A 21,473-nucleotide genomic window follows, 5' to 3' on the forward strand; every position below is an offset into this window, starting at 1 on the left:
AGTTAAATGCTTAGCTAAAATGAACAAAATCAGATTCAATCAGCCCATCTGTAAAGATTTGGAAAACGCAACGTATCACACAGTGAATAAAACGAAGCAAGTATCCATACCAGTTGTGCTGGCGACCATAGCAAGAGTGAACCACCTGATCCCTTCCCGAACTCAGAAGTGAAACCTCTTAGCGCTGATGGTAGTGTGGGGTTACCCATGTGAGAGTAAGTCATCGCCAGCTCATTATTCTAAACACCCCCATTCTAATGAATGGGGGTGTTTTTTATTGGGGGAGAAAATAAGAAAATTCTATAAAATTCTAGATATAGCAGAGATAAAGACAGATATATATTAATTCTAAGAAAGAGTTCTGTTATAAATAATAAGAAAATTAATCTTTTAAGTATGCATAATAAGGGAAGAGCATCTATGATAATTTATGGTGATGTCGGTTCGGGTAACTGCTATAAGATAAAACTATTACTTTCCTTATTAAATATTAATCATAGATGGATCCACGTTGATATTTTAAACAAAGAAACTCAATCAGCTGATTTTTTGTCCTTAAATCCTAATGGAAAAATACCTGTATTAGTCCTAGAAGATGGTCGTGTTTTGAGTGAGTCGAATGCTATCTTAGGTTACTTGGCTGAAGGAACAAAATTTATTCCTACAGATCCTTTTATTAAAGCAAAAATGTACCAATGGATGTTCTTTGAGCAGTATAGTCATGAACCATTTATTGCAGTTGCTTGTTTTATTAATAAATATTTAGGGTTACCACCAGAAAGAATAGAGGAATACCATAATTTACAGCCAAAAGGCCATAAAGCACTATCTATTATGGATAAAGCTTTAGTAGATCACAACTATCTTGTTGGAGATCAATTAACTATTGCTGACATTGCCTTGTATGCATACACGCATGTCGCGGAGGAAGGTGGTTTTGATTTGGAGCTATATCCAAATATTCAAGCGTGGTGTCAAAGGATTCGAGAATATTTAGGTTATGTAGATATGATTTAAATAAAAAAGAACTCATATCGAGTTCTTTTTTAGTTCTGAAATTCTGATTTAGAAATGTGCTTCTAGACCTACATATGGGCCTTTAAACTCAAATTTAAGATCATTGTTATCGTAGTCATCTAAGTCGATATTAAGTACGCGATAGCCTGCTGTTAGACCCAGATCAATGAGTAAGTTATCTGCAAATTTATATTTTACTTCTGCCAGTGCATCTGTAATTCGTGCATCGTCAAAGTTTGTATAAGTTGCTTCACCTTTAGCACTTAAGCCTGTAAACGGAAGTTTTACTTCACCTGACAAATAAGCAATAGGATATGTTTTATCAATATCCACGCGATTACCTGTATACGCAGTAATATCACCATTTAATACAGTTGCACCAAGACCAGCATCTACACTTACGATATTATCTAGTAACTCGTAGTAGAGGATAAAATCGCTATGATCTAAATCAACTTTATAGTTGGCTTGACCTAAAGTTTCTGATTTAGTTTCGGTATCTAAATTTACATAACGAATTTTTGCATTTGGAATAAATGGGATTGGGTGTTCTACTGCTAATGAGATTTGAGCATTACCTTTTTGATCTAAATCTTGATCTTCAGGTGATTGAGAAGACATATTAGCTTTACCGTCATAGAACCAGTAACCTACATCGCCTTTTACTCCTACGAAGTCTGCTTGAGCAAAGCCACTTAAGCCCATCCCGAGCGTTAATAAAGATATTTTTAATATTTTCATTTTTACATCCACATAAAAGAAATCTTTGAGCGCATGATATAGACATCTTGCTACAGATGCATTGATAAAAAATAAGGATCTGAGGTATGTGATATGAGTAAATTTTTAAAACCTTAAAAAATTTTATTTATTTCAATCAATTAATATTTTCTTCTTAATTTAAATGAATTTAATCTTTTAGAAAATTTAGTATAAATTTTGTCAATCGTATCGGACTTATTAAATTTTAATTGATAACTAGGGAGTTAAAAAGAAATTAGTGGATAAGTTGAGTAATTAAATAAATATTTTCAGAGATGGCAATAAAATTACATTTAATAATAATTTTGATCTACAAGTAGTAGAACGTAAATATTAGCTGAAAAATAACCAATTGTGAAAAAAACTCAGAAAATTCGTAAAATTTCTGACGGAAATTACAGTAAAAAGAAATAAAAACAGGTATTGTTCAGCTATATAGGGGCAAAAAATGGACAAAAATCTTTAAGGAAGAATTTTCTATTTTTGCTTGTTTGTTAAGGGAATAAAAATACTCAAAAGGTGCATTTTATTTTCTACAAACACAAAAGTATTTTTTGGTTCTTTTTTTGCATGCGGAATAACAATCAACAATAGCAGTAAAAATAAGTAATCTTTTAACATTAGGTGTTCTATGACAGATTCTCGTGAAAACTGGACGTCACGATCTGGTTTTATTATTGCAGCCGTTGGTTCGGCTGTAGGCTTAGGTAATATCTGGCGCTTTCCATACGTTGCTTATGAAAATGGTGGTGGTGCGTTTCTTATTCCCTATCTATTGGCACTCATTACTGCTGGTTTACCGTTACTATTTTTAGATTATGCGGTAGGACATCGTAGTACTGGTTCACCTCCTAAAGCGTATCGTGCCCTATTTAAAGGCGGGGAAACATTAGGTTGGTGGCAAGTTTGTGTCTGTATCATCATTGGTTTGTATTATGCAAGTGTACTCACTTGGGCTGGTAGTTATGTTTACTTCTCTATTGGCCAAATGTGGGGAAGTGATCCGGAAGGTTTCTTCTTTAATACCTATTTGCAGACCACAAAAGCAACCGGTTTTGATTTACAGTTTGTAGGTCATTTATTCTGGCCGATTGTTGGGATTTGGGCACTTACTCTAATCATTCTTTATGGTGGTGTGAAAAAAGGTGTGGAATTATCGAATAAGATTTTCATGCCTTTATTATTCATTCTCTTCACTATTTTAGTGATTCAATCATTACGTTTACCAGGTGCAGTTCAAGGCTTAAATGCTTTCTTTACGCCGAACTGGTCAGCAATGATGGATTATAAAGTTTGGTTAGCGGCTTATGGCCATACTTTCTTCTCCCTTTCTGTCGGCTTCGGGATCATGGTGACTTATGCATCTTATTTGAAACCAAAAACGAATTTAACAGGTTCTGGTTTAATCGTTGGTTTTGCAAATGCATCAACAGAGATTTTGGCTGGTATTGGTATCTTTGCAGCGCTTGGTTTTATGGCTCATGCGGCAGGTACTGAAGTTAAAGATGTTGTGAGTGGCGGGATTGGGTTAGCATTTATTGCATTCCCTAAAATTATCTCAAGTTTAGGTACTGGTGCCGATTTATTTGGTTTCTTATTCTTCTCTTCACTTTTCGTCGCAGGTATTTCTTCGATGGTGAGTATTTTGGAAGTACCTATTGCAGCAATGCAAGATAAATTGAAATGGGGCCGTAAAAAAGCTGTAACCATTATCGGTGGTGGTAGTGCGCTTGTATCAATTATTTTATTCTCAAGTGTAAACGCAATTAAGCTGGTTGATATTGTTGACCACTTTATCAATAACATCGGCATTATTGGCGGTGCTTTACTTTCTATTATTGCCGTGACTTGGTTTAAACGTTCTGCACTGAAGGAACTTCGTGATCACGTAAATCGCATCTCAACTATTCAATTAGGTAAAGGATGGGATTTCACTTTAACAGTGATTACATCATTAATCTTGTTAACTACACTCAGTATGACTGTATTTAATTTGATCAAAAATGGCTATGATACTTATAGTATGAGCTTACAAGGTGTATTCGGCTGGGGTAGTGTGATTTTCTGTGCAGTCGTTGCAATTGTTTTAAGCAAAATGAAAGATCGCTAGGAGGATAGAATAATGAATACTTCAGCAATCGTAATGATGGTAATTTCGATGGTGTTTTTATGGGGTGGCTTAGCTTTGTCCATTATCCATTTATCGAAGCATCCTGAAGAGTTAGATGACGTTTTAGAAGAAGTAAAAGATCAGCACACACTTTAATGCTGATCGAGTAAAAAAGCAGGCTTAAAGCCTGCTTTTTTTTATGCAATTTTTTGGATTTTACAATAATAAAATCCGTCACCAGACTGCGCTTGTGGCAGTAATTGGCGACCATAGGTTTGCTCAATTCCCCAATCAGCGTCAATCTTGATCTCTTTTGCATTTGGATTTACAGCAAAAAATTTCATCATCTGCTGTTCATTTTCAGCTTTTAAAATTGAACAGGTGATGTAAAGTAATGTGCCGCCAACTTTAAGTTGCTGCCACATGTGGTCCAAGATCTGCTTTTGTAGCTCAATGGTTTGAGCTATATCGGTAGATTGGCGCAATAGGCGTATGTCAGGATGACGACGAATAACCCCTGTAGCAGAGCAAGGTGCATCGAGCACAATACAATCCACTGGCTGTGCAGGAGTCCATTGAGTTGCATCGGCTGCCAAAATTTCCGTATGACTTTGATCAAGTGCTAAGCGATTTAAGTTCTCAGTTACACGCACTAAACGGCTTGGGTCCTGATCAATCGCAATGAGCTGAGCAGGTTTAAACTTTTCAAGTAAGTGAGCAGTTTTACCACCTGGGGCAGCACACGCATCAACTACTATTTTATCGTTCAAATCTGGCAATAATGTTGCGCAAAGCTGAGCGTGTTCATCTTGTACAGAAAACCAACCTTGTTCAAAACCAGGTAGTTGAGTAATTTGTACAGACTGTTCAAGAACAATACCTGCCCCAGACAAAGTACAAGCACGTGCCTGAATATCTAAACTTTGTAGTTTTGCTAAATAAGCATCGCGGCCAATATGACGTTGGTTCACCCTTAAGGTTAAAGGCGCGACTTGCTTCAAAGATTGACAGAGAGATTCAGTTTGTTCACCCCAATCCTTTTTTAAGCGTTTGAAAAGCCAGCTTGGTAAGCCATGCGCCTGCTGTAAGCCTTGCTGAAAGTCATCAGTCTCACGAGTAGCTCGGCGTAAAATTGCATTCACAATACCACTGAGTGCAGGGAAACCAAGTTGTTTAGTCGCATCGACTGTTTCTGAAATAGCGGCATGTGCTGCAATACGCGTGCATAAAACTTGATAAAGACCAACATAAAGACAGGTTTCTACTGTCTCATTATTTAAAGGCTTGCTGAGTAGCGGTAGGCTAATTGATTTAAGTGCAAACCATTGGCGCAATGTACCTAACACAAGCTCATGAAACAAAGCACGATCACGCTCTGCGACCTGATTCAGCTGTGTATTTAAAATACTAGCGAGTGATTGGCCTTGCTGAACTTTTAGTAACGTCTGGACGACTTGAGCACGCAGGTTAAAACGTGAGGAATTTGAGGTAACCTGACTCATGGCAAAATTTGTCCTACATGAAGTTTTTGAGTTTGTGCAATTTGTTGAGCGTTTAATGCTTTGCCACCCGGCCACTGCACGCTAGTCAGACAAATAAATGTATTTTCACCGCAAGCAACGTGCACACCTTGTTTATCGATTGCAATAATTTCACCAGCTTGGGCACTTACTTTCGTTTGGCTAGCAATTAGAGAGTTCCAGACACGCAGGGCATTATTTTCATCAAGTTGAACAAAAGCGACGGGCCAAGGATTAAATGCACGGATATTTCGATCGACTTGAACAGCATTAATTGACCAATCAATACGAGCTTCTGACTTTACGAGCTTATGAGCATAGACTGTTAAGCTTTCGTCTTGAACTTCGCGTTCTGCCAAATATTTTTGTAGTGTTTCTTCTGACTCAAGTACCGCACAAATTGCTGTTGCGCCTTGAGCTGCGAGTTTGTCATGTAATGTCGCTGAGGTATCTTCGGCAGTAATTGGGCAGTATGTTTTATACATCATATCGCCTGTATCTAAACCAGCAGCCATTTGCATGATAGTGATACCAGTTTCGTCGTCACCTGTTGCAATTGCACGCTGAATTGGTGCTGCACCGCGCCAGCGTGGTAATAGTGAACCGTGAATATTTAAACAGCCATATTTCGGTGTATCGAGCACAGTTTGTGGAAGGATCAAACCATAGGCTGCAACCACCATCACATCAGCACCTAAAGCTGCCAGTTCTTGTTGAGCTGCTAAACCTTCTTCGGTTGAAGCTTTGAAGTGAAGGGGTTGATAAACAGGGATATTATGCTCAAGAGCAAGTTGTTTTACGGGAGATGGCGTTAGTTTTTGTCCACGACCCGATTTACGATCTGGCTGAGTATAAACCGCGATAATTTCATGGGAAGTTTTTAATAAAGCCGCCAATGCTGTTGCAGCAAATTCGGGGGTGCCAGCAAAAATAATTTTCACAAATGCAATCCAAAAAGAGTTTAGGCGTAGTATACGTGAAAAACGATTGAAGCCCTAAAATCATGGCGATTGAGCATTTTAGTTTTTTAAATAGTGAACAAAAAATTATTGAAAAACTTTTATTGATAAAAAAAGGTTATGAAAAAATAAAAAATTATTCATGTAAGTTTTGCTAAATATTGACTGTCTATTACTGTTCTTGGCTTTCCGAATATTATTTGCTTCTATAGAATGGAGAATGATCAAATTATGATGATGAGTCAATATTCCGACTGATCTAACGCTATATCAGTATCATCCGCCAGAGCGGGAAAAATTCCGCTCAAGCACAACTTGTTGGAAACACTAATGCCTGACTATCGTTCAAAAACATCGACACACGGAAGAAATATGGCTGGCGCACGTGGCTTATGGCGTGCAACAGGAATGAAAGATGAGGATTTCGGCAAACCGATTATTGCGGTGGTCAACTCATTTACTCAATTTGTGCCGGGCCATGTACATCTTAAAGATCTAGGGCAGCTTGTCGCAGCAGAAATTCAGGCAGCAGGTGGTGTTGCTAAAGAGTTCAATACGATCGCAGTAGATGACGGGATCGCAATGGGGCATGATGGCATGCTTTATTCACTACCATCACGTGATTTGATTGCTGACTCAGTTGAATATATGGTGAATGCACACTGTGCAGATGCCATGGTGTGTATTTCAAACTGTGACAAGATTACTCCGGGAATGCTCATGGCTGCGATGCGTCTGAATATTCCTGTTGTTTTCGTGTCTGGCGGACCAATGGAAGCTGGTAAGGTTAAGTTCCGCGGTAATGAAAAAGCGATTGACCTTGTTGATGCAATGGTTGTTGCGGCTGATGAAAGTTATACAGACGAAGAAGTTGAAGAATTTGAACGTTCGGCATGTCCAACCTGTGGTTCATGTTCAGGTATGTTCACTGCAAACTCAATGAACTGTTTAACAGAAGCTTTAGGTTTATCTTTACCGGGTAATGGTTCGATTGTTGCGACGCATGCAAACCGTAAAAAATTATTCTTAAAAGCAGGCCAGCTTATTGTTGAATTGGCTAAGCGCTATTATGAACAAGAAGATGCAAGCATTTTACCTCGTTCAATTGCAACCAAGGCTGCATTTAAAAATGCGATGACCCTTGATATTGCAATGGGTGGTTCAACCAATACGGTTCTGCATTTATTGGCTGCGGCAAGTGAAGCAGAAGTCGATTTTACAATGGACGATATTGACGAATTATCACGTCGAGTTCCTGTACTGTCTAAAGTAGCGCCTGCAAAACAAGACGTTCATATGGAAGATGTTCACCGTGCTGGCGGTATCATGGCGATCTTAGGTGAACTTGATCGCGCGAATTTGCTTGATGTATCTGTACCGACTGTACACGAGAAAACTTTAAAAGATGCATTAGATAAGTGGGATATTATTCGTACTGAAGATGCAGACGTTTATGAATTCTACCGCTCATCTCCAGGTGGTGTTCCAACTCAAGTTGCATTCTCGCAAAATCGCTATTATTCAACATTAGATGGCGACCGTGAAAAAGGCGTTATCCGTAATGCAGAAAATGCATTCTCTAAAGATGGTGGTTTAGCGGTTCTATACGGCAACATCGCGCTTGATGGTTGTATCGTGAAAACTGCAGGTGTTGATGAATCAATCTTGAAATTTACGGGCACAGCACGTGTATTTGAGAGCCAAGATGCAGCTGTAGATGCAATTTTGGGTCATGATATTAAAGCTGGCGATGTGGTTGTGATTCGTTACGAAGGTCCACGTGGTGGTCCGGGCATGCAAGAAATGCTTTACCCAACTAGCTACCTTAAATCGAAAGGTTTAGGAAAAGACTGTGCATTGGTAACAGATGGTCGTTTCTCTGGTGGTTCATCAGGTCTTTCGATTGGTCACGTTTCACCAGAAGCGGCTGAAGGTGGTGCAATTGGTTTGGTTGAAGATGGCGATACTATTGAAATCGATATTCCAAACCGTACGATTCACTTAAACGTTGATGATGCAACTATGGCGCATCGCCGTACAGTGCAAGAAGCGAAAGGCTGGCATCCGAAAGAAGAACGTAAACGTAAAGTATCAAAAGCGTTAAAAGTTTATGCAATGCATACCACAAGTGCAGCAAAAGGAGCTGTACGCGTTCTATAAAATATTCAATTTTAATAATTGAGTAGGAAACATGCACCCATTAACACGATGAATTGTTATCATGTTAAGGGTGCATTTTTTATGTCTGGTAAAAAAAATCCGCTTGTAGAAAAAGGTGGTTTCAGATCATTCTATGGGTTTGCCATAAAATGGTGATAAAATCTTCACCTACGCAGAAACTCGCGAAATAACATGACATATTTTCTGCGCGAACTTAGGTAGTCATTTTTCCATCTCGACTACTGTTTCACCTTGCACTATGATCAAAATAACTTTTGATCTCGCTTAGGATTTATTTTTAGAGGCACTACTCATGTCACTGCTACGCCGTTGGTTTGACCCTATCCGATCGAGCTGGTTTTACCAAAAGCCTTCTCGTCAAGCGGTGTTACCCACGGAAAATGGTTTAAGTATTTATTTACGACTTGATGATGTGTATAGCTATCTGGCTGTTCAGCAATTGTCTCAGCTAGATGAAATTTTAAGTGATGAACTTAAACCTTTAAAAATTATTATTTCCCATACAGCTTCTGAACCTCCAAATAGCATGACGCATGAGGAGTGGCAGCATTATTGTTTAAATGATGCCAAAATTTTAGCAAATCAGCACCGGTTTGCTTTTGATGAGTTTCCAGAAATCCCAAGTCCAGAATCTTTAAAACAAGCCGCTGTCATATTAAAAAGAACCCCACTACAAGGTCAGAACTTCTTACATTTACTTGAAGATATCTTTCACATGCTTTGGCAACAGCAATATGGAAAATTGCGTACTCTACATGCCATGGCGGTCAAGCATCAGGTTCCTCAGCATTTTCCAGAACGTATTTTTACGGATGAACCTGTTCGAGCGGCATACTTTGAGTTTGGTGGGCGTAAATATCATGCAGTAGATGATTTATTACGTTTAACCCGACGTTTAAAACAACAAAAGTTACTGACAGGTAATCCGATATTTTTAATTAATCATATCGAATGGCGTGAACATTTGATTAATGATGCGGAGGCACTTACCGAGATTCAGACCCTTCATCCTGAGCTTGATGTCTATATTGCTTTAGAAGACCCAATGAGCTGGTTGTTACTTGCCTATATTAAGGAAGAGCTGGCTGATTATTATGATATTCAACTAAAAGTTTACCCCTTAAGTTATCAAGGTCGAGATTGGTTTGACTGGAGTTTGGCGACACGTGTTTCTAAACGAACAGGTGTGGCCTTTACGCCATTTTGTCGCCCTACTGAGGAAAGCACATTAGAGATGGCAAAGCTTTTCTATAGTGTGCAAGAGAATCAGCAAATCGATACAATTTTTACAATATTGCAGGCAGTTTGGACGAAAGGAAAAGATTTATCTTTCTTAAAACATTTCCAACAGTTACAGCAGCAACTTGGGATTGAGCAGCTAACCGACCAAGATGTGCAATCTGTTTTGGCGCAGAATGATGCACTTTGCAAAGACAAGCATCAGCCTGATTTACCGGTTTTAGAGCTGCGTATTGATGGTCAGACCTACGTATTTAATAGCTTGTATCGTGTGTGGATGATCGAAAGTATTTTTAGCAATGTATTAGAAGAAAAATATAAAACAGCCTCAACTTTTAATTGAGGCCCACTTCTAAAAACAAGAATAGGGCAAAACCTGTTTTTTCCGTAGCATATCCTTTAAGGAATCGGAGATAAACAGTGACTTTTTTAGCAATTATTATAGTGGTCTTTGCCTTCGCTGGCATGATTAAAGGCATGATCGGTTTAGGATTGCCCGCGGTATCGATGGGCTTACTCACCATCGCAATGAGCCCTTTTCAGGCAGCATCTCTGCTCATTGTCCCTTCAATGGTCACCAACGTCTGGCAGCTTTTTGCTGAAGGACATGTCTGGGCGTTTATTCGCCGTTTCTGGACGTTGCTTGTCGGCATTATAGTAGGTTCTATATGGAGCTTTTTACCTACTTTAAGTCAAAGTCATGGGCATAGTAGTGAAATTTTATTAGGCTGTATGTTGGCCTTATATGGACTCTACGGTTTGTGCGTGAAGAAACTTCCACACTTAGGAAAGTATGAACGTTGGCTATCACCGATTATTGGATATATCGGCGGGGCAGTGACTGTAGCAACTGGTGTCATTATTATTCCAATCGTTCCTTATTTGCAGTCTTTACATTTAAAGCGTGATGAGTTGGTTCAGGCTTTAGGACTAACGTTTACTGTCTCTACCATTTGTCTTGCAGTCTTTTTACACCACAACCCGATGTCGGGAATGACATTGGATTATCGTTTATCTTTTGCTGCATTATTGGCGGCTCTCGTTGGAATGTGGTTAGGTAAAAAAATCCGTTATCGGTTAAATGAGCAGTTATTTCGCCGTATCTTTTTTATAGGTTTGGTGTCATTAGGGCTTTATATGATTTTGCATTAAGCCAATTTTTAAGGGCGATGTTGCAATAAAAAATCTGAAAATTGTTTATAACTATTAGGTAGCTGATTGAAATTTTGTGTGGCCAAAAGCAGTTTACGATTTGCCCACGCACCTAGTAGTTGAATGGAATGAAAGTCATAGTCCGATTGCAAACGCTGGGCAGCACGAGCCGGCATAATCGCAATTCCGACACCTTTGGCGACTACTTCCGCAATCGCACCAAAATTAGGTAAGCGCAAACGGTACTGTATGTTAAAGCCTAATAGCTTAGCTTGAGTTTCGATGGACTGTTGCAACGAATGGTGGGGCTTAAGACCAATAAAACCATAACTTAAAGCCTCTACCAAATTCAGCTCTTGGTATTGAGCTAAATTGTGAGTAGGAGGACAAATCAGAACTAATGGATCACTAGCAAATTCCTTAGTTTGCAAATGTCTGGTATCAAAAAAACTTGAGACCAGCCCAAGATTTGCAACTCCTTGCGTTAATGCCTCTACAATTTCTGAACTTTCTGCCTCGTGTAAATCAATGTTCATTTCGGGATGAAGCACCAAATATTGCGGTAATAACGGAGGCAAATATTCGCTTTGAGCAGAAGAGTTACACCAAAGCGTTAATGCCTCTGTGATAGGGTGCCTAAACCGCTGCATTTCTTGTTCGAGGTGATCTTTTTGTACTAAAAGCTGACGAGCATTTTCTACAAAAGCATGTCCAGCTGTGGTGAGTTCTACCCCAGTGGTTTGGCGAATAAATAAGGGTGTTTCAAAATATTGTTCGAGTTTTTTTATACGCTCGCTCGCTGCTTGAAGTGAAATCGCAGAGCGGTCTGCACCTTTGGTTAGGCTACCAGTCGAGACAATATGAAGAACCAATTGTAAATCAAAAAAATCAAAACGCATGATAGGAACGTATTGAAGGCTAAGAGGTCATCATACTAAATCGTAATGAAAAAAGGCAGCTTACGCTGCCTTTTTGAATTTAGGTTTTATCTTTTAAACTAAACAACCAATTTAGAATAATGGCCGCAAATGTTGCTGTACCAATGCCACCTAAATTGAAATTACCAAACATTAATTCAAAATTTCCGGCACCTAAAATAATTGTTACAGAAGCAACAATGAGGTTTTTATTGTTAGAAAAATCAACTTTGTTTTCGATCCAGATTTTTGCACCTGCAATGGTAATTAAACCAAACACAACAATAGATGCACCTGTTAAGACAGCACTTGGAATCGTACTAATTACCGCACCAAATTTTGGAGATAAACCCAAGAAAATAGCAAAGACACCTGCAATCACAAAAACAATGGTTGAGTACACACGAGTGACTGCCATCACACCAATGTTTTCGCCGTAAGTGGTCATCCCCGGCGCGCCAACACTACCAGAAAGCGTTGTTGCTAAACCATCTGCAACAAATGCTTTGCCTAATTGTGGAGTCAGGTTCTCACCAGTCATTGCACCAACAGCTTTAATATGACCTAGGTTTTCTGCTACTAAAATAAGCGCAACTGGCGCAATAATTAGCATAGCCTTAGTATCAAAAGTAGGATGCGAAAAGCTTGGAATCCCGAACCATGTAGCTTGTGAGATCTGGCTAAAATCGATTGGTTTACCTAAACCTAACCCATTGGTGGTGATGGCGTAAATTGCATATGCCAAGATCAAACCAATCAACAGAAGTAAACGTTGCAACAGGCCACGAGTAAAGACTGCAATACTACCCATACAAAGTACGGTAATTAAGGCCATCCACATTTCAAATGGTTGGCCTGCAACACCTTTAATCGTAACAGGTGCAAGGTTCAGACCAATAATCATCACAATGGCACCAGTCACCACAGGCGGCATGAGTTTTTCAATCCAGCGTGTACCAGTAAGCATCACGATAAAACCGATGATGGCATAAAAAACACCACATGCTACGATTCCACCTAAAGCCATAGATAGATTTGGATTGGCACCTGAACCTGTAATATGCCCAGTTGCAGCTGCAACCACCCCAATAAAGGCAAAACTTGATCCTAAATAACTTGGAACACGACCACCTGTAATTAAAAAGAACAGGATGGTACAGATACCAGACATTAAAATGGCAAGGTTAGGATTAAAACCCATGAGTAATGGTGCTAAAACAGTTGCTCCAAACATGGCAAATGCATGTTGAATACCCAAAACAGCACTTTGAACGGGTGGGAGATATTCATTGGTAGAGACTGGCCGATGGTCAATATCACCTTGGTAAGGCTGCCATTTTGGAAACCAATTGGACATAAAATAAGCTCATTATTCTTTAATTGCTGCCATGATACTCTTTCTTGAGAGTGCATTTAATCTCTACAGAGAAGTATGTGAGTGAAAAGTAATTATTTTTTAACGATTGGTATAATTTTTAAAAAACTAAATATGCGTATTTAGTTATTTTTTTCTCATAAATATTAATTTTATGATTTTTAAAAAATATTCAAAAAAATAGAAAATCGGGGAAAATTTAAGAAAAATAAAGAAGTTTGCAAGTAAAAAGCAGCACATCAAGATGCACTGCTTTATAAAACAATTGGTAAAATTAGCTTAGCCTGTATTACGTAAGCCAGCCGCAATACCTGCAATACTCACCATAAGTGCATGGTCAACAGGGGTGTGCTCTGCCTGACGCTCAGCAAGATAATCACGTCGGCGTTTCATGAGTTCAGCCTGTAAAAGATGCAAAGGAAGTAAGTATGGTTTACGAACCTGCATGGATTGATCAAGAACATCATTATTACTCAGAAGCTTTGATTCATCTTTTAAGGTTAATAAAGTTTGTACAGCATCTTTTAGTCGTTGGCGTAATTGGTTGCCGAGCACTTTTAAATCTTCATCTTCAGTCAGATGAGACTCGTAATAGAGTGCAATATTGGCATCGGCTTTAGACAATACCATTTCCAGCATATCAATGAGCGTCTGGAAATAAGGCCATTGCTGGAGCATTTCATCAAGTGTTGCTTTTTGCTGATCGGCAATCACTTCATTAATTGCTGCACCAGTACCTAACCATGCAGGCAACATCAAACGAATTTGTGTCCAAGCAAATACCCATGGAATCGCACGTAAAGACTCGATGCCGCCACTCACTTTACGTTTTGCAGGACGCGAGCCTAATGGCAACATTTGTAATTCGAGTTCAGGCGTAACGGTCCGTAAATACTTCACAAAATGTGGATTTTCACGCACTGTTTGGCGATAAACCTTAACAGAATGATCAGTCATACGGTTCATGATTTCACGCCACTCGGCTTTAGGCTCTGGTGGCGGTAATAAAGTCGCTTCGAGTGTTGCAGCGGTATAGATTTCAAGGTTTTGCATGGCAATTCCTTCTAAACCGAACTTGAAGCGAATCATTTCACCTTGTTCTGTGACACGGATTGCACCAGAGATCGAACCCGGTGGCTGAGAAAATAGTGCCTGTTGTGTTGGTGCGCCACCACGGCTAATTGAACCGCCACGACCATGGAATAGTGTCAACTGTACGCCGTGTGTTTGAGCAATTGCAGTCAACTCTTCTTGAGCACGATATTGCGCCCAGTTAGCAGACATGAAACCCGCATCTTTTGCTGAGTCGGAGTAACCGATCATGACTTCGTGTTTACCCTGAATGTGCTGTTTATACCAATGCATATTGAACAGCGTATTCATGGTTGTTGCAGCGCCATCTAAATCTTTTAAAGTTTCAAATAGAGGAACTACACGTAAAGGGTGCTGAATACCTGCTTCTTTTTGCAATAACAATACAGCTAAAACATCACTTGGATATTCAGCCATCGAAATAATATATGCTCCTAAAGACTCAGGTGGTTGGTCTGCCAAAGTACGCATGGTTGCAAATACTTCTTGAACATCTGGATGACCAATCAAACTCCCTTCAGGCTCATTAATATATTTCGGTAAAAGCGGGCGTTTACTTTGTAATTCTTGAATGAGGAAATTTTGGCGCGCTTGTTCAGTCCACGATTCAAAATTACCTAAACCTAAATATTCGGTAATGGCTGAAATCGCTTGGCGATGACGGCCTGATTCTTGGCGAATGTCGAGTTTAAGTAATTCAATACCAAAACAGTTCACACGGTAGATAAAGTCGAGCAGTTGACCATTCGCAATTTCAGGTAGGTTACTGTCGATTAAAGAGCGATAGCACAGCAATAATGGTTGTAAAAGCTCATCTTTACTTTTAATGACATTGCTGTCATCAGCTTCTAAGCCTTGTAAACGCTGAGCTAACCAGTGGCGAGTCGCTTTTAAACGCTCTCGTGTAGCACGTAAATATTCACGATAAGGTTCTGCATGTTGGCTACCAATTGCTTGAATCATTTCTTCAGAACACGTCTGGATTGAAAGTTCCCAACGTAAGTTTTCGATATCTCTTAAATAGAGATCGGCAGCTTGCCAGCGTGATAACCACAGCACTTCTTGGGTAATTTGATGGGTAACATTTGGGTTGCCATCACGGTCTCCGCCCATCCAAGATGCGAAACGTACTGGTGCAATATTAAGTGGTAAATTGAGTTGGCAGTTTTCTTGAACTAATTCATTTAACTCGCGAATGAATTTAGGTACAGCATTCCAAAGTGTTTGCTCAATTGTGGCAAATCCCCATTTTGCTTCATCGACTGGAGTTGGGCGATGCTGTCTGATTTCATCTGTTTGCCAAGCCGAACTAATTTGTTGCTTTAAATTCGCAAGTGCATTTTGGCGTTCGCGTGGGGTAAGTTTTTGCTGATCAAGCTGCGAGAGACATGCGTTAATATCATCATATTTCTGAATCAGGGTACGACGACTCACTTCAGTGGGGTGCGCCGTAAGTACTAACTCAATTTTAAGATCGCAAATTTGCTGGAATAGTTTTTCTGTTGAAATACTTTTATCTTTAAATTTTTGAAATAAGTGAACCAGCGGATTCGGAGAGTTTGCATCCGAATCGAACTCTGCCTGTCTGCGGCTACGGACCACATGATATTGCTCGGCAATATTGGCAAAATTGAGGAAATGAGAAAAAGCGCGGGTGAGAGGAAGTAACTCTTCATCGGGCAGTTCTAAAAATAATTGTTCTAGTTGCTTTTCGGCTTCAGCTTGACCATCACGTGCACCTTTGGCAAGAGCACGGATTTGCTCGATCTGATTAAACAGTTCTTGTCCTGCATGTTGTTTTAGGGTTTCACCTAATAAATTACCAAGTAAGCGGACATCCTCACGCAGTGGCGCATCGATTTGCTGAACCATGCTATTTTCTCCTGTTCTTATTCTTATCGAATATAGCGCGATTAACAAACATTCCAAGCTTTGAGCGTAAGAAAATGTGAATTTTTGCTTAAAAAATAACATTTAATTCGCTTATAGTGTCTTAAAAGCTGGCATGCACTCAGCGCAACTTTTGACAATCGGACTTTGGTTTAATTCCGGTATTTGAGCAAGAATAAATTAATTGCGTCACGAATAATTTGCTCTAGCTCCTGTGCATTTGGGGCAGCAGTGATGCCCAGTAAAACCTTGTGATGGCGTACACCAAGCAATAAGGTCAAAAGCAGTTCTGTTTGATAGATCGGATCATCGGCTTGAATGAAACCTAATTGAGCCGCTTTTTGAAAAAACTCAGCTAATTGATTCTCCATTCGTGTATGTGAAGCTTCAAAAAACTGTAGGGCGAGTGGGTTCTGTTCGGCTGCAAGCTCCAACAATACATGATCAAGCTTTAATGCTTCAGGTGAATAAATAATTTGTAAGGCACGTGAACATACAATAAAGAGTGTTTGATAGAAGTCTGCCGATGTATCTAAGTCAAATTGTTTAGTGCACAGTGTCTCTTCACAAGTTTCCGTAATCGCACAGATAAACAGGTTCACTTTATCTTGAAAGTGGTTATAAACCGTGAGTTTAGTAACGCCTGCTTCCTGTGCAATCTGGTTCATGCTAGTACCGTGATAACCGGATTTTAAAAAAATAGCTTTCGCGGCTTGTAGGATACGAGCACGCTTTTCCAGATCTTTGGGGCGACCACTTTGATTAACTGTTTGCACAAAACCCTCTAATAAAAGTTTAGAAAAATAAATATTTATAAGTTTTTTTTAATTAATGTACTCGTAGGCATATTAATTAAAAAACAAACAAATTATGATGCAAGCATATTGTGCCTTAAAAAATCAGTTTGAATAAGAGCGATAAGATATGAATCTGTTAAAACCTCTCATCATGAGTATGGTGATTGTTTGTACGGTCACATTAATGGGATGCAGTAAAGAAGCACCCAAAACAGAAGAAATACCCTATGTGATGGTGGCGCAGCCATTAACCACACTCAATGAACAAAAAAGCTATGCAGGGGATGTGCAGGCTAGACAACAAACGGCTTTGGCATTTCGGGTTGGTGGACAAGTTACGGCGCGCTATGTGGATGTAGGCGACCGAGTTAAAGTTGGACAAGTATTAGCAAAACTCGATGTGGCAGATGCTCAGTTACAATTAAATGCTGCTAAAGCCCAACTGGATAATGCACAGGCTTCAGCAAAAACAGCAGCAGATGAACTTAAACGTTTTCAACAATTACTCCCTATTAATGCAGTGAGCCGTTCGCAATTCGATACGGTAAAAAATCAATATGACGCGGCACAGGCAGCACTACAACAAGCTCGTTCTAACTATGAGGTTTCTGCTAACCAGACAGGTTATAACCAACTCGTTTCTAACAAAAACGGGGTGATTACTGCGCGAAATATAGAAATTGGACAAGTGGTTGCAGCAGGACAAGCTGCTTATCAACTTGCAATTGATGGAGAGCGTGAAGTTGTTATTGGTGTTCCTGAACAAGCAGTTACCGAGATTAAAGTTGGTCAAGGCGCTTGGATCACCTTGTGGTCTAAACCGAATGAAAGGTTTGCCGGATATGTACGTGAAGTTTCTCCGGCAGCGGATCAGTCTCGTACCTTTACAGTGAAAGTTGCACTCAAAGAAGGGCAGTCTGTTATCCAACTTGGACAAAGTGCACGCGTATTTTTTACCTCAACTCAAACCAACGTGATGAGTGTGCCACTTTCGAGTGTTTCAGCAACAGATAATCAGCCTTATGTCTGGGTTGTTAATGCGAATCAAACTTTACGCAAAGTACCTGTAACTGTTGGTGCATATGGCAGAGACAGTGTACCCGTGCTATCTGGTTTAACACCAAATGATTGGGTGGTGATTGGTGGTGTGCATTTGCTACGCGATAAGCAGAAGATTCACCCGATTGACCGTGAAAACCGTGCGGTGAAAATTCAGGGAGCAACCCAACCATGAAATTCAATCTCTCGGAATGGGCATTAAATAATAAAGGTATCGTCCTTTATTTTATGCTGTTACTCGGCATTATCGGCGCGATCTCTTATTCAAAACTCTCACAAAGTGAAGACCCACCATTTACTTTTAAAGTCATGGTCGTACAAACCTATTGGCCGGGAGCAACAGCGAAAGAAGTTTCAACGCTGGTGACTGACCGTATCGAAAAGGAACTGATGACCACAGGTCAATATGACAAGATTATGGCTTACTCCCGCCCAGGTGAGTCGATGGTTACGTTTGTTGCCAAGGACTCGCTGACATCGGCACAGATTCCTGACGTGTGGTATAACGTCCGTAAGAAGGTGAATGATATTCGCCATGAACTGCCAAACGGTGTACAAGGCCCATTTTTTAACGATGAATTTGGGGACACTTTCGGTAATATTTATGTACTGACAGGCAAAGACTTTGACTATGCACTTTTGAAAGAATATGCAGATCGTTTGCAATTACAGCTTCAACGAGTCAAGGATGTCAGTAAGGTCGAATTGATTGGTCTACAAGACCAAAAAATATGGGTTGAGATTTCTAACACTAAAGCGGTGCAGCTCGGAATTCCAGTTACAGCGATTCAAGAAGCCTTACAAAAGCAAAATAGTATGGCAAGTGCTGGCTTTTTTGAAACGGGTACAGACCGTATTCAAATTAGAGTAAGTGGTCATCTACAAAACATTGATGAAATTAAAAAAACACCTTTATTGGTCGGTGATAAAACCATCCAGCTTGGTGACGTTGCTGATGTTTATCGTGGTTTTAGTCAGCCTGCTCAACCACGTATGCGTTTCATGGGTGAAAATGGTATTGGCATTGCCGTTTCGATGCGTAAAGGCGGTGACATTATTGCCCTTGGTAAAAATCTAGAAACAGAATTTGCCCAACTGCAAAAGACCTTGCCACTCGGCATGAAATTGCAAAAAGTTTCTGACCAACCTGTAGCAGTACAACGCAGTATTCATGAGTTTGTGAAGGTACTCGCTGAAGCAGTCATTATTGTCTTGTTAGTGAGTTTTTTCTCTTTAGGCTTCCGTACGGGATTGGTGGTCGCTTTTTCTATTCCATTAGTTTTAGCAATGACCTTTGCCGGTATGAGTTTATTCGATGTCGGACTGCATAAGATTTCACTTGGTGCTTTGATCTTGGCGTTAGGTCTGTTAGTCGATGACGCCATTATCGCCGTCGAGATGATGGCCATTAAGATGGAGCAGGGCTATAGCCGAATTAAAGCCGCCGGATTTGCGTGGAAAACTACCGCATTTCCGATGCTCACGGGAACATTGATTACCGCGGCAGGTTTTTTACCGATTGCTACGGCTCAGTCTAGTACAGGCGAATACACACGCTCTATTTTTCAGGTCGTGACCATTGCTTTATTGGTGTCTTGGATCGCGGCAGTTTTATTCGTACCTTATTTAGGTGAAAAGCTATTACCAGATTTTACCAAGTTAGGACATCAGGCCCCTTGGTATGTCCGTTTGTGGGCAAGATTAACGAAAAAACCGCAACCGCAAACTGTGGCAATTTCACAGGACCATCATTACGATCCTTATCAATCTAGTTTCTATTTACGTTTTAGAAAGATGGTCGAGTTTTGTGTGACCTATCGTAAAACCGTGATTGCAACGACAGTGGGGATTTTTGTACTCTCTGTGCTGATGTTTAAGATGGTACCTCAGCAGTTTTTCCCGCCTTCAAACCGTGCCGAGATTTTAGTCGATTTAAAGCTTGAAGAAGGCGCCTCTTTAACAGCAACAGAACAAGCTGTGCAAAAGGTTGAAAAATTCTTGTCGAAACAAAAAGGTATTGATAACTATGTGGCCTATGTGGGTACAGGTTCACCACGTTTTTATTTACCTTTAGACCAACAATTACCACAAGCCAGCTTTGCTCAGTTTGTTGTACTCGCATCATCACTTGATGATCGTGATGACATTCGTCGTTCGTTAGAAACACAAATTAAGCAGTTACTCCCACAAGTCCGTACTCGTGTGTCATTACTCGAAAATGGCCCACCTGTGGGTTATCCATTGCAATATCGTGTGTCAGGTGAAGATTTAAATCTGGTACGTAAAGAAGCACAGCAAGTCGCTAAAGTAATGAGTGAAAACCCGAATACCACCAATGTGCATTTAGATTGGGGCGAGCCAAGTAAGATCATTTCCATTCAAATTGATCAAGACCGTGCTCGACAAATGGGTGTCTCTAGTCTGGATTTAGCGAATTTCATTAATGCATCAATTACTGGTAGTGCGATTGAGCAATATCGTGAAAAACGTGAACTCATTGAAATTCGCTTACGCGGGGACCAAGCAGAGCGCGTTGAAGTGGCTTCACTGGCAAGCTTAGCTGTGCCAACGAACAATGGAACTACTGTACCTTTAGCTCAAATTGCGAAGATTGAGTATAAGTTTGAAGATGGTTTGATCTGGCATCGTAACCGCTTACCGACGATTACTGTTCGTGCAGATATTCGTACCAATTTGCAGCCTGCTACTGTTGTGGGTGAGTTAGCTGAATCAATGGATAAGTTACGTGCTGAATTGCCAAGTGGCTATCTAATTGAAGTGGGTGGAACCGTAGAAGAGTCTGCACGTGGGCAAAATTCTGTGAATGCGGGTATGCCACTCTTTTTGGCAGTGGTCATGACATTACTGATGATTCAGCTCAAAAGCTTGTCTCGCTCGACGATTGTGCTGTTAACAGCTCCACTGGGTTTAATTGGTGTTGTTTTATTCTTACTGTTATTTAACAAACCATTTGGCTTTGTGGCCATGTTAGGCACAATTGCGCTCTCTGGTATGATCATGCGTAACTCGCTTATTTTGATTGATCAAATTGAGCAGGACCGACAAGCTGGACATCCAACTTGGGAAGCAATTATTGAAGCGACAGTGCGTCGATTCCGTCCAATTATTTTGACTGCTTTAGCCGCAGTTCTGGCCATGATTCCACTTTCTCGAAGTATTTTCTTTGGTCCGATGGCTGTTGCAATCATGGGTGGATTGATTGTTGCCACCTTACTGACATTATTTTTCCTACCTGCACTCTACGCAGCGTGGTTTAAGGTGAAAAAAACCGCATAAAATACATAAATTTTTTGTGAATAAAGGTGCGAAATATTGAAAACTCCAATATAGTAGCACCTGTCTTTACACAAAAAATACAGGATTATTTCACTGCATAAAAAAT

General features: G+C 40.0%; 15 protein-coding genes and 1 rRNA gene. 9 read left to right on the plus strand and 7 right to left on the minus strand.

The window, feature by feature from the left end; all coding sequences use genetic code 11:
* Nucleotides 1–117 precede the first annotated feature (117 nt).
* Together rrf and HMPREF0013_RS18815 are read left to right on the plus strand one after the other, a co-directional pair.
* Nucleotides 118–232: ribosomal RNA gene (rrf, locus tag HMPREF0013_RS18810) — 5S ribosomal RNA — on the plus strand.
* Nucleotides 233–420: 188 nt separating this feature from the next.
* Entirely contained in the window at nt 421–1,017 is a 597-nt protein-coding gene (locus HMPREF0013_RS18815; protein WP_005804314.1) for a glutathione S-transferase family protein, read from the plus strand.
* A 48-nt stretch (nt 1,018–1,065) separates the two neighbouring features.
* On the opposite strand, the gene HMPREF0013_RS18820 is transcribed toward HMPREF0013_RS18815, so the two are convergent.
* A complete protein-coding gene (locus HMPREF0013_RS18820) occupies nt 1,066–1,770 on the minus strand; it encodes a TIGR04219 family outer membrane beta-barrel protein (RefSeq protein ID WP_005804315.1) in 705 nt (234 codons plus the stop codon).
* Between the two features lie 640 nt (nt 1,771–2,410).
* Between HMPREF0013_RS18820 and HMPREF0013_RS18825 the strand changes: the two genes are divergently transcribed.
* Together HMPREF0013_RS18825 and HMPREF0013_RS0105615 are read left to right on the plus strand one after the other, a co-directional pair.
* Entirely contained in the window at nt 2,411–3,889 is a 1,479-nt protein-coding gene (locus tag HMPREF0013_RS18825; RefSeq protein WP_002119149.1) for a sodium-dependent transporter, read from the plus strand.
* Between the two features lie 12 nt (nt 3,890–3,901).
* Nucleotides 3,902–4,045 carry a methionine/alanine import family NSS transporter small subunit gene (locus tag HMPREF0013_RS0105615; RefSeq protein ID WP_002119126.1) on the plus strand — a complete coding sequence of 48 codons (144 nt, stop codon included), beginning with the start codon at nt 3,902–3,904 and terminating at the stop codon, nt 4,043–4,045.
* A gap of 41 nt (nt 4,046–4,086) precedes the next feature.
* Here the strand turns inward: HMPREF0013_RS0105615 and rsmB are convergent, their stop codons facing one another.
* Together rsmB and fmt are read right to left on the minus strand one after the other, a co-directional pair.
* On the minus strand, nt 4,087–5,391 hold the full coding sequence (rsmB, locus tag HMPREF0013_RS18830; RefSeq protein ID WP_005804316.1) for a 16S rRNA (cytosine(967)-C(5))-methyltransferase RsmB: 1,305 nt from the start codon (nt 5,389–5,391) through the stop codon (nt 4,087–4,089).
* Nucleotides 5,388–6,350, minus strand: coding sequence for a methionyl-tRNA formyltransferase (gene fmt, locus HMPREF0013_RS18835; RefSeq protein WP_005804317.1), 963 nt, complete (start codon nt 6,348–6,350; stop codon nt 5,388–5,390). Before fmt ends, rsmB begins: the two co-directional genes overlap by 4 nt.
* Nucleotides 6,351–6,698: 348 nt before the next feature.
* Here fmt and ilvD point away from each other — a divergent pair, with 348 nt between their 5' ends.
* The 3 genes from ilvD to HMPREF0013_RS18850 all read left to right on the plus strand — a co-directional run bounded on the left by ilvD (nt 6,699) and on the right by HMPREF0013_RS18850 (nt 10,940).
* The gene (gene ilvD, locus HMPREF0013_RS18840) at nt 6,699–8,528 is read left to right on the plus strand and encodes a dihydroxy-acid dehydratase (protein WP_005804318.1); all 1,830 of its coding nucleotides are present in this window, start codon (nt 6,699–6,701) and stop codon (nt 8,526–8,528) included.
* A 313-nt stretch (nt 8,529–8,841) separates the two neighbouring features.
* Nucleotides 8,842–10,131 carry a hypothetical protein gene (locus tag HMPREF0013_RS18845; RefSeq protein ID WP_005804319.1) on the plus strand — a complete coding sequence of 430 codons (1,290 nt, stop codon included), beginning with the start codon at nt 8,842–8,844 and terminating at the stop codon, nt 10,129–10,131.
* Nucleotides 10,132–10,208: 77 nt separating this feature from the next.
* Complete coding sequence (locus HMPREF0013_RS18850) at nt 10,209–10,940, plus strand: sulfite exporter TauE/SafE family protein (protein ID WP_005804320.1); 732 nt, start codon at nt 10,209–10,211, stop codon at nt 10,938–10,940.
* Nucleotides 10,941–10,948: 8 nt separating this feature from the next.
* On the opposite strand, the gene HMPREF0013_RS18855 is transcribed toward HMPREF0013_RS18850, so the two are convergent.
* The 4 genes from HMPREF0013_RS18855 to HMPREF0013_RS18870 form a co-directional block, all read right to left on the minus strand.
* Entirely contained in the window at nt 10,949–11,839 is an 891-nt protein-coding gene (locus HMPREF0013_RS18855) for a LysR family transcriptional regulator (protein WP_005804321.1), read from the minus strand.
* A gap of 79 nt (nt 11,840–11,918) precedes the next feature.
* On the minus strand, nt 11,919–13,214 hold the full coding sequence (locus tag HMPREF0013_RS18860; protein WP_005804322.1) for a solute carrier family 23 protein: 1,296 nt from the start codon (nt 13,212–13,214) through the stop codon (nt 11,919–11,921).
* A gap of 297 nt (nt 13,215–13,511) precedes the next feature.
* Complete coding sequence (ppc, locus tag HMPREF0013_RS18865) at nt 13,512–16,196, minus strand: phosphoenolpyruvate carboxylase (protein ID WP_005804323.1); 2,685 nt, start codon at nt 16,194–16,196, stop codon at nt 13,512–13,514.
* Nucleotides 16,197–16,366: 170 nt separating this feature from the next.
* Nucleotides 16,367–16,990: a TetR/AcrR family transcriptional regulator gene (locus tag HMPREF0013_RS18870; RefSeq protein ID WP_002119184.1), complete on the minus strand. Its 624-nt coding sequence runs from the start codon at nt 16,988–16,990 to the stop codon at nt 16,367–16,369.
* 148 nt (nt 16,991–17,138) lie between these two features.
* Between HMPREF0013_RS18870 and HMPREF0013_RS18875 the strand changes: the two genes are divergently transcribed.
* A complete protein-coding gene (locus HMPREF0013_RS18875; protein ID WP_005804324.1) occupies nt 17,139–18,245 on the plus strand; it encodes an efflux RND transporter periplasmic adaptor subunit in 1,107 nt (368 codons plus the stop codon).
* Nucleotides 18,242–21,367 (plus strand): efflux RND transporter permease subunit, encoded by a 3,126-nt coding sequence (locus tag HMPREF0013_RS18880; protein WP_005804325.1) that lies wholly within the window; start codon nt 18,242–18,244, stop codon nt 21,365–21,367. The genes HMPREF0013_RS18875 and HMPREF0013_RS18880 overlap by 4 nt, the downstream gene beginning before the upstream one ends.
* Nucleotides 21,368–21,473: the final 106 nt, after the last annotated feature.

The sequence above is a fragment of the Acinetobacter sp. SH024 genome (assembly GCF_000163635.1).
In the GTDB taxonomy this organism is placed as follows: Bacteria; Pseudomonadota; Gammaproteobacteria; order Pseudomonadales; family Moraxellaceae; genus Acinetobacter; species Acinetobacter pittii.

Excerpts from the sequence above, each read along its gene's own strand:
- HMPREF0013_RS18815 (WP_005804314.1), top strand. The coding sequence starts at position 421 with ATGATAATTTATGGTGATGTCGGTTCGGGTAACTGCTATAAGATAAAA.
- HMPREF0013_RS18825 (WP_002119149.1), top strand. The coding sequence starts at position 2,411 with ATGACAGATTCTCGTGAAAACTGGACGTCACGATCTGGTTTTATTATT.
- HMPREF0013_RS0105615 (WP_002119126.1), top strand. The coding sequence starts at position 3,902 with ATGAATACTTCAGCAATCGTAATGATGGTAATTTCGATGGTGTTTTTA.
- rsmB (WP_005804316.1), bottom strand. The coding sequence starts at position 5,391 with ATGAGTCAGGTTACCTCAAATTCCTCACGTTTTAACCTGCGTGCTCAA.
- ilvD (WP_005804318.1), top strand. The coding sequence starts at position 6,699 with ATGCCTGACTATCGTTCAAAAACATCGACACACGGAAGAAATATGGCT.
- HMPREF0013_RS18845 (WP_005804319.1), top strand. The coding sequence starts at position 8,842 with ATGTCACTGCTACGCCGTTGGTTTGACCCTATCCGATCGAGCTGGTTT.
- HMPREF0013_RS18855 (WP_005804321.1), bottom strand. The coding sequence starts at position 11,839 with ATGCGTTTTGATTTTTTTGATTTACAATTGGTTCTTCATATTGTCTCG.
- HMPREF0013_RS18860 (WP_005804322.1), bottom strand. The coding sequence starts at position 13,214 with ATGTCCAATTGGTTTCCAAAATGGCAGCCTTACCAAGGTGATATTGAC.
- ppc (WP_005804323.1), bottom strand. The coding sequence starts at position 16,196 with ATGGTTCAGCAAATCGATGCGCCACTGCGTGAGGATGTCCGCTTACTT.
- HMPREF0013_RS18875 (WP_005804324.1), top strand. The coding sequence starts at position 17,139 with ATGAATCTGTTAAAACCTCTCATCATGAGTATGGTGATTGTTTGTACG.
- HMPREF0013_RS18880 (WP_005804325.1), top strand. The coding sequence starts at position 18,242 with ATGAAATTCAATCTCTCGGAATGGGCATTAAATAATAAAGGTATCGTC.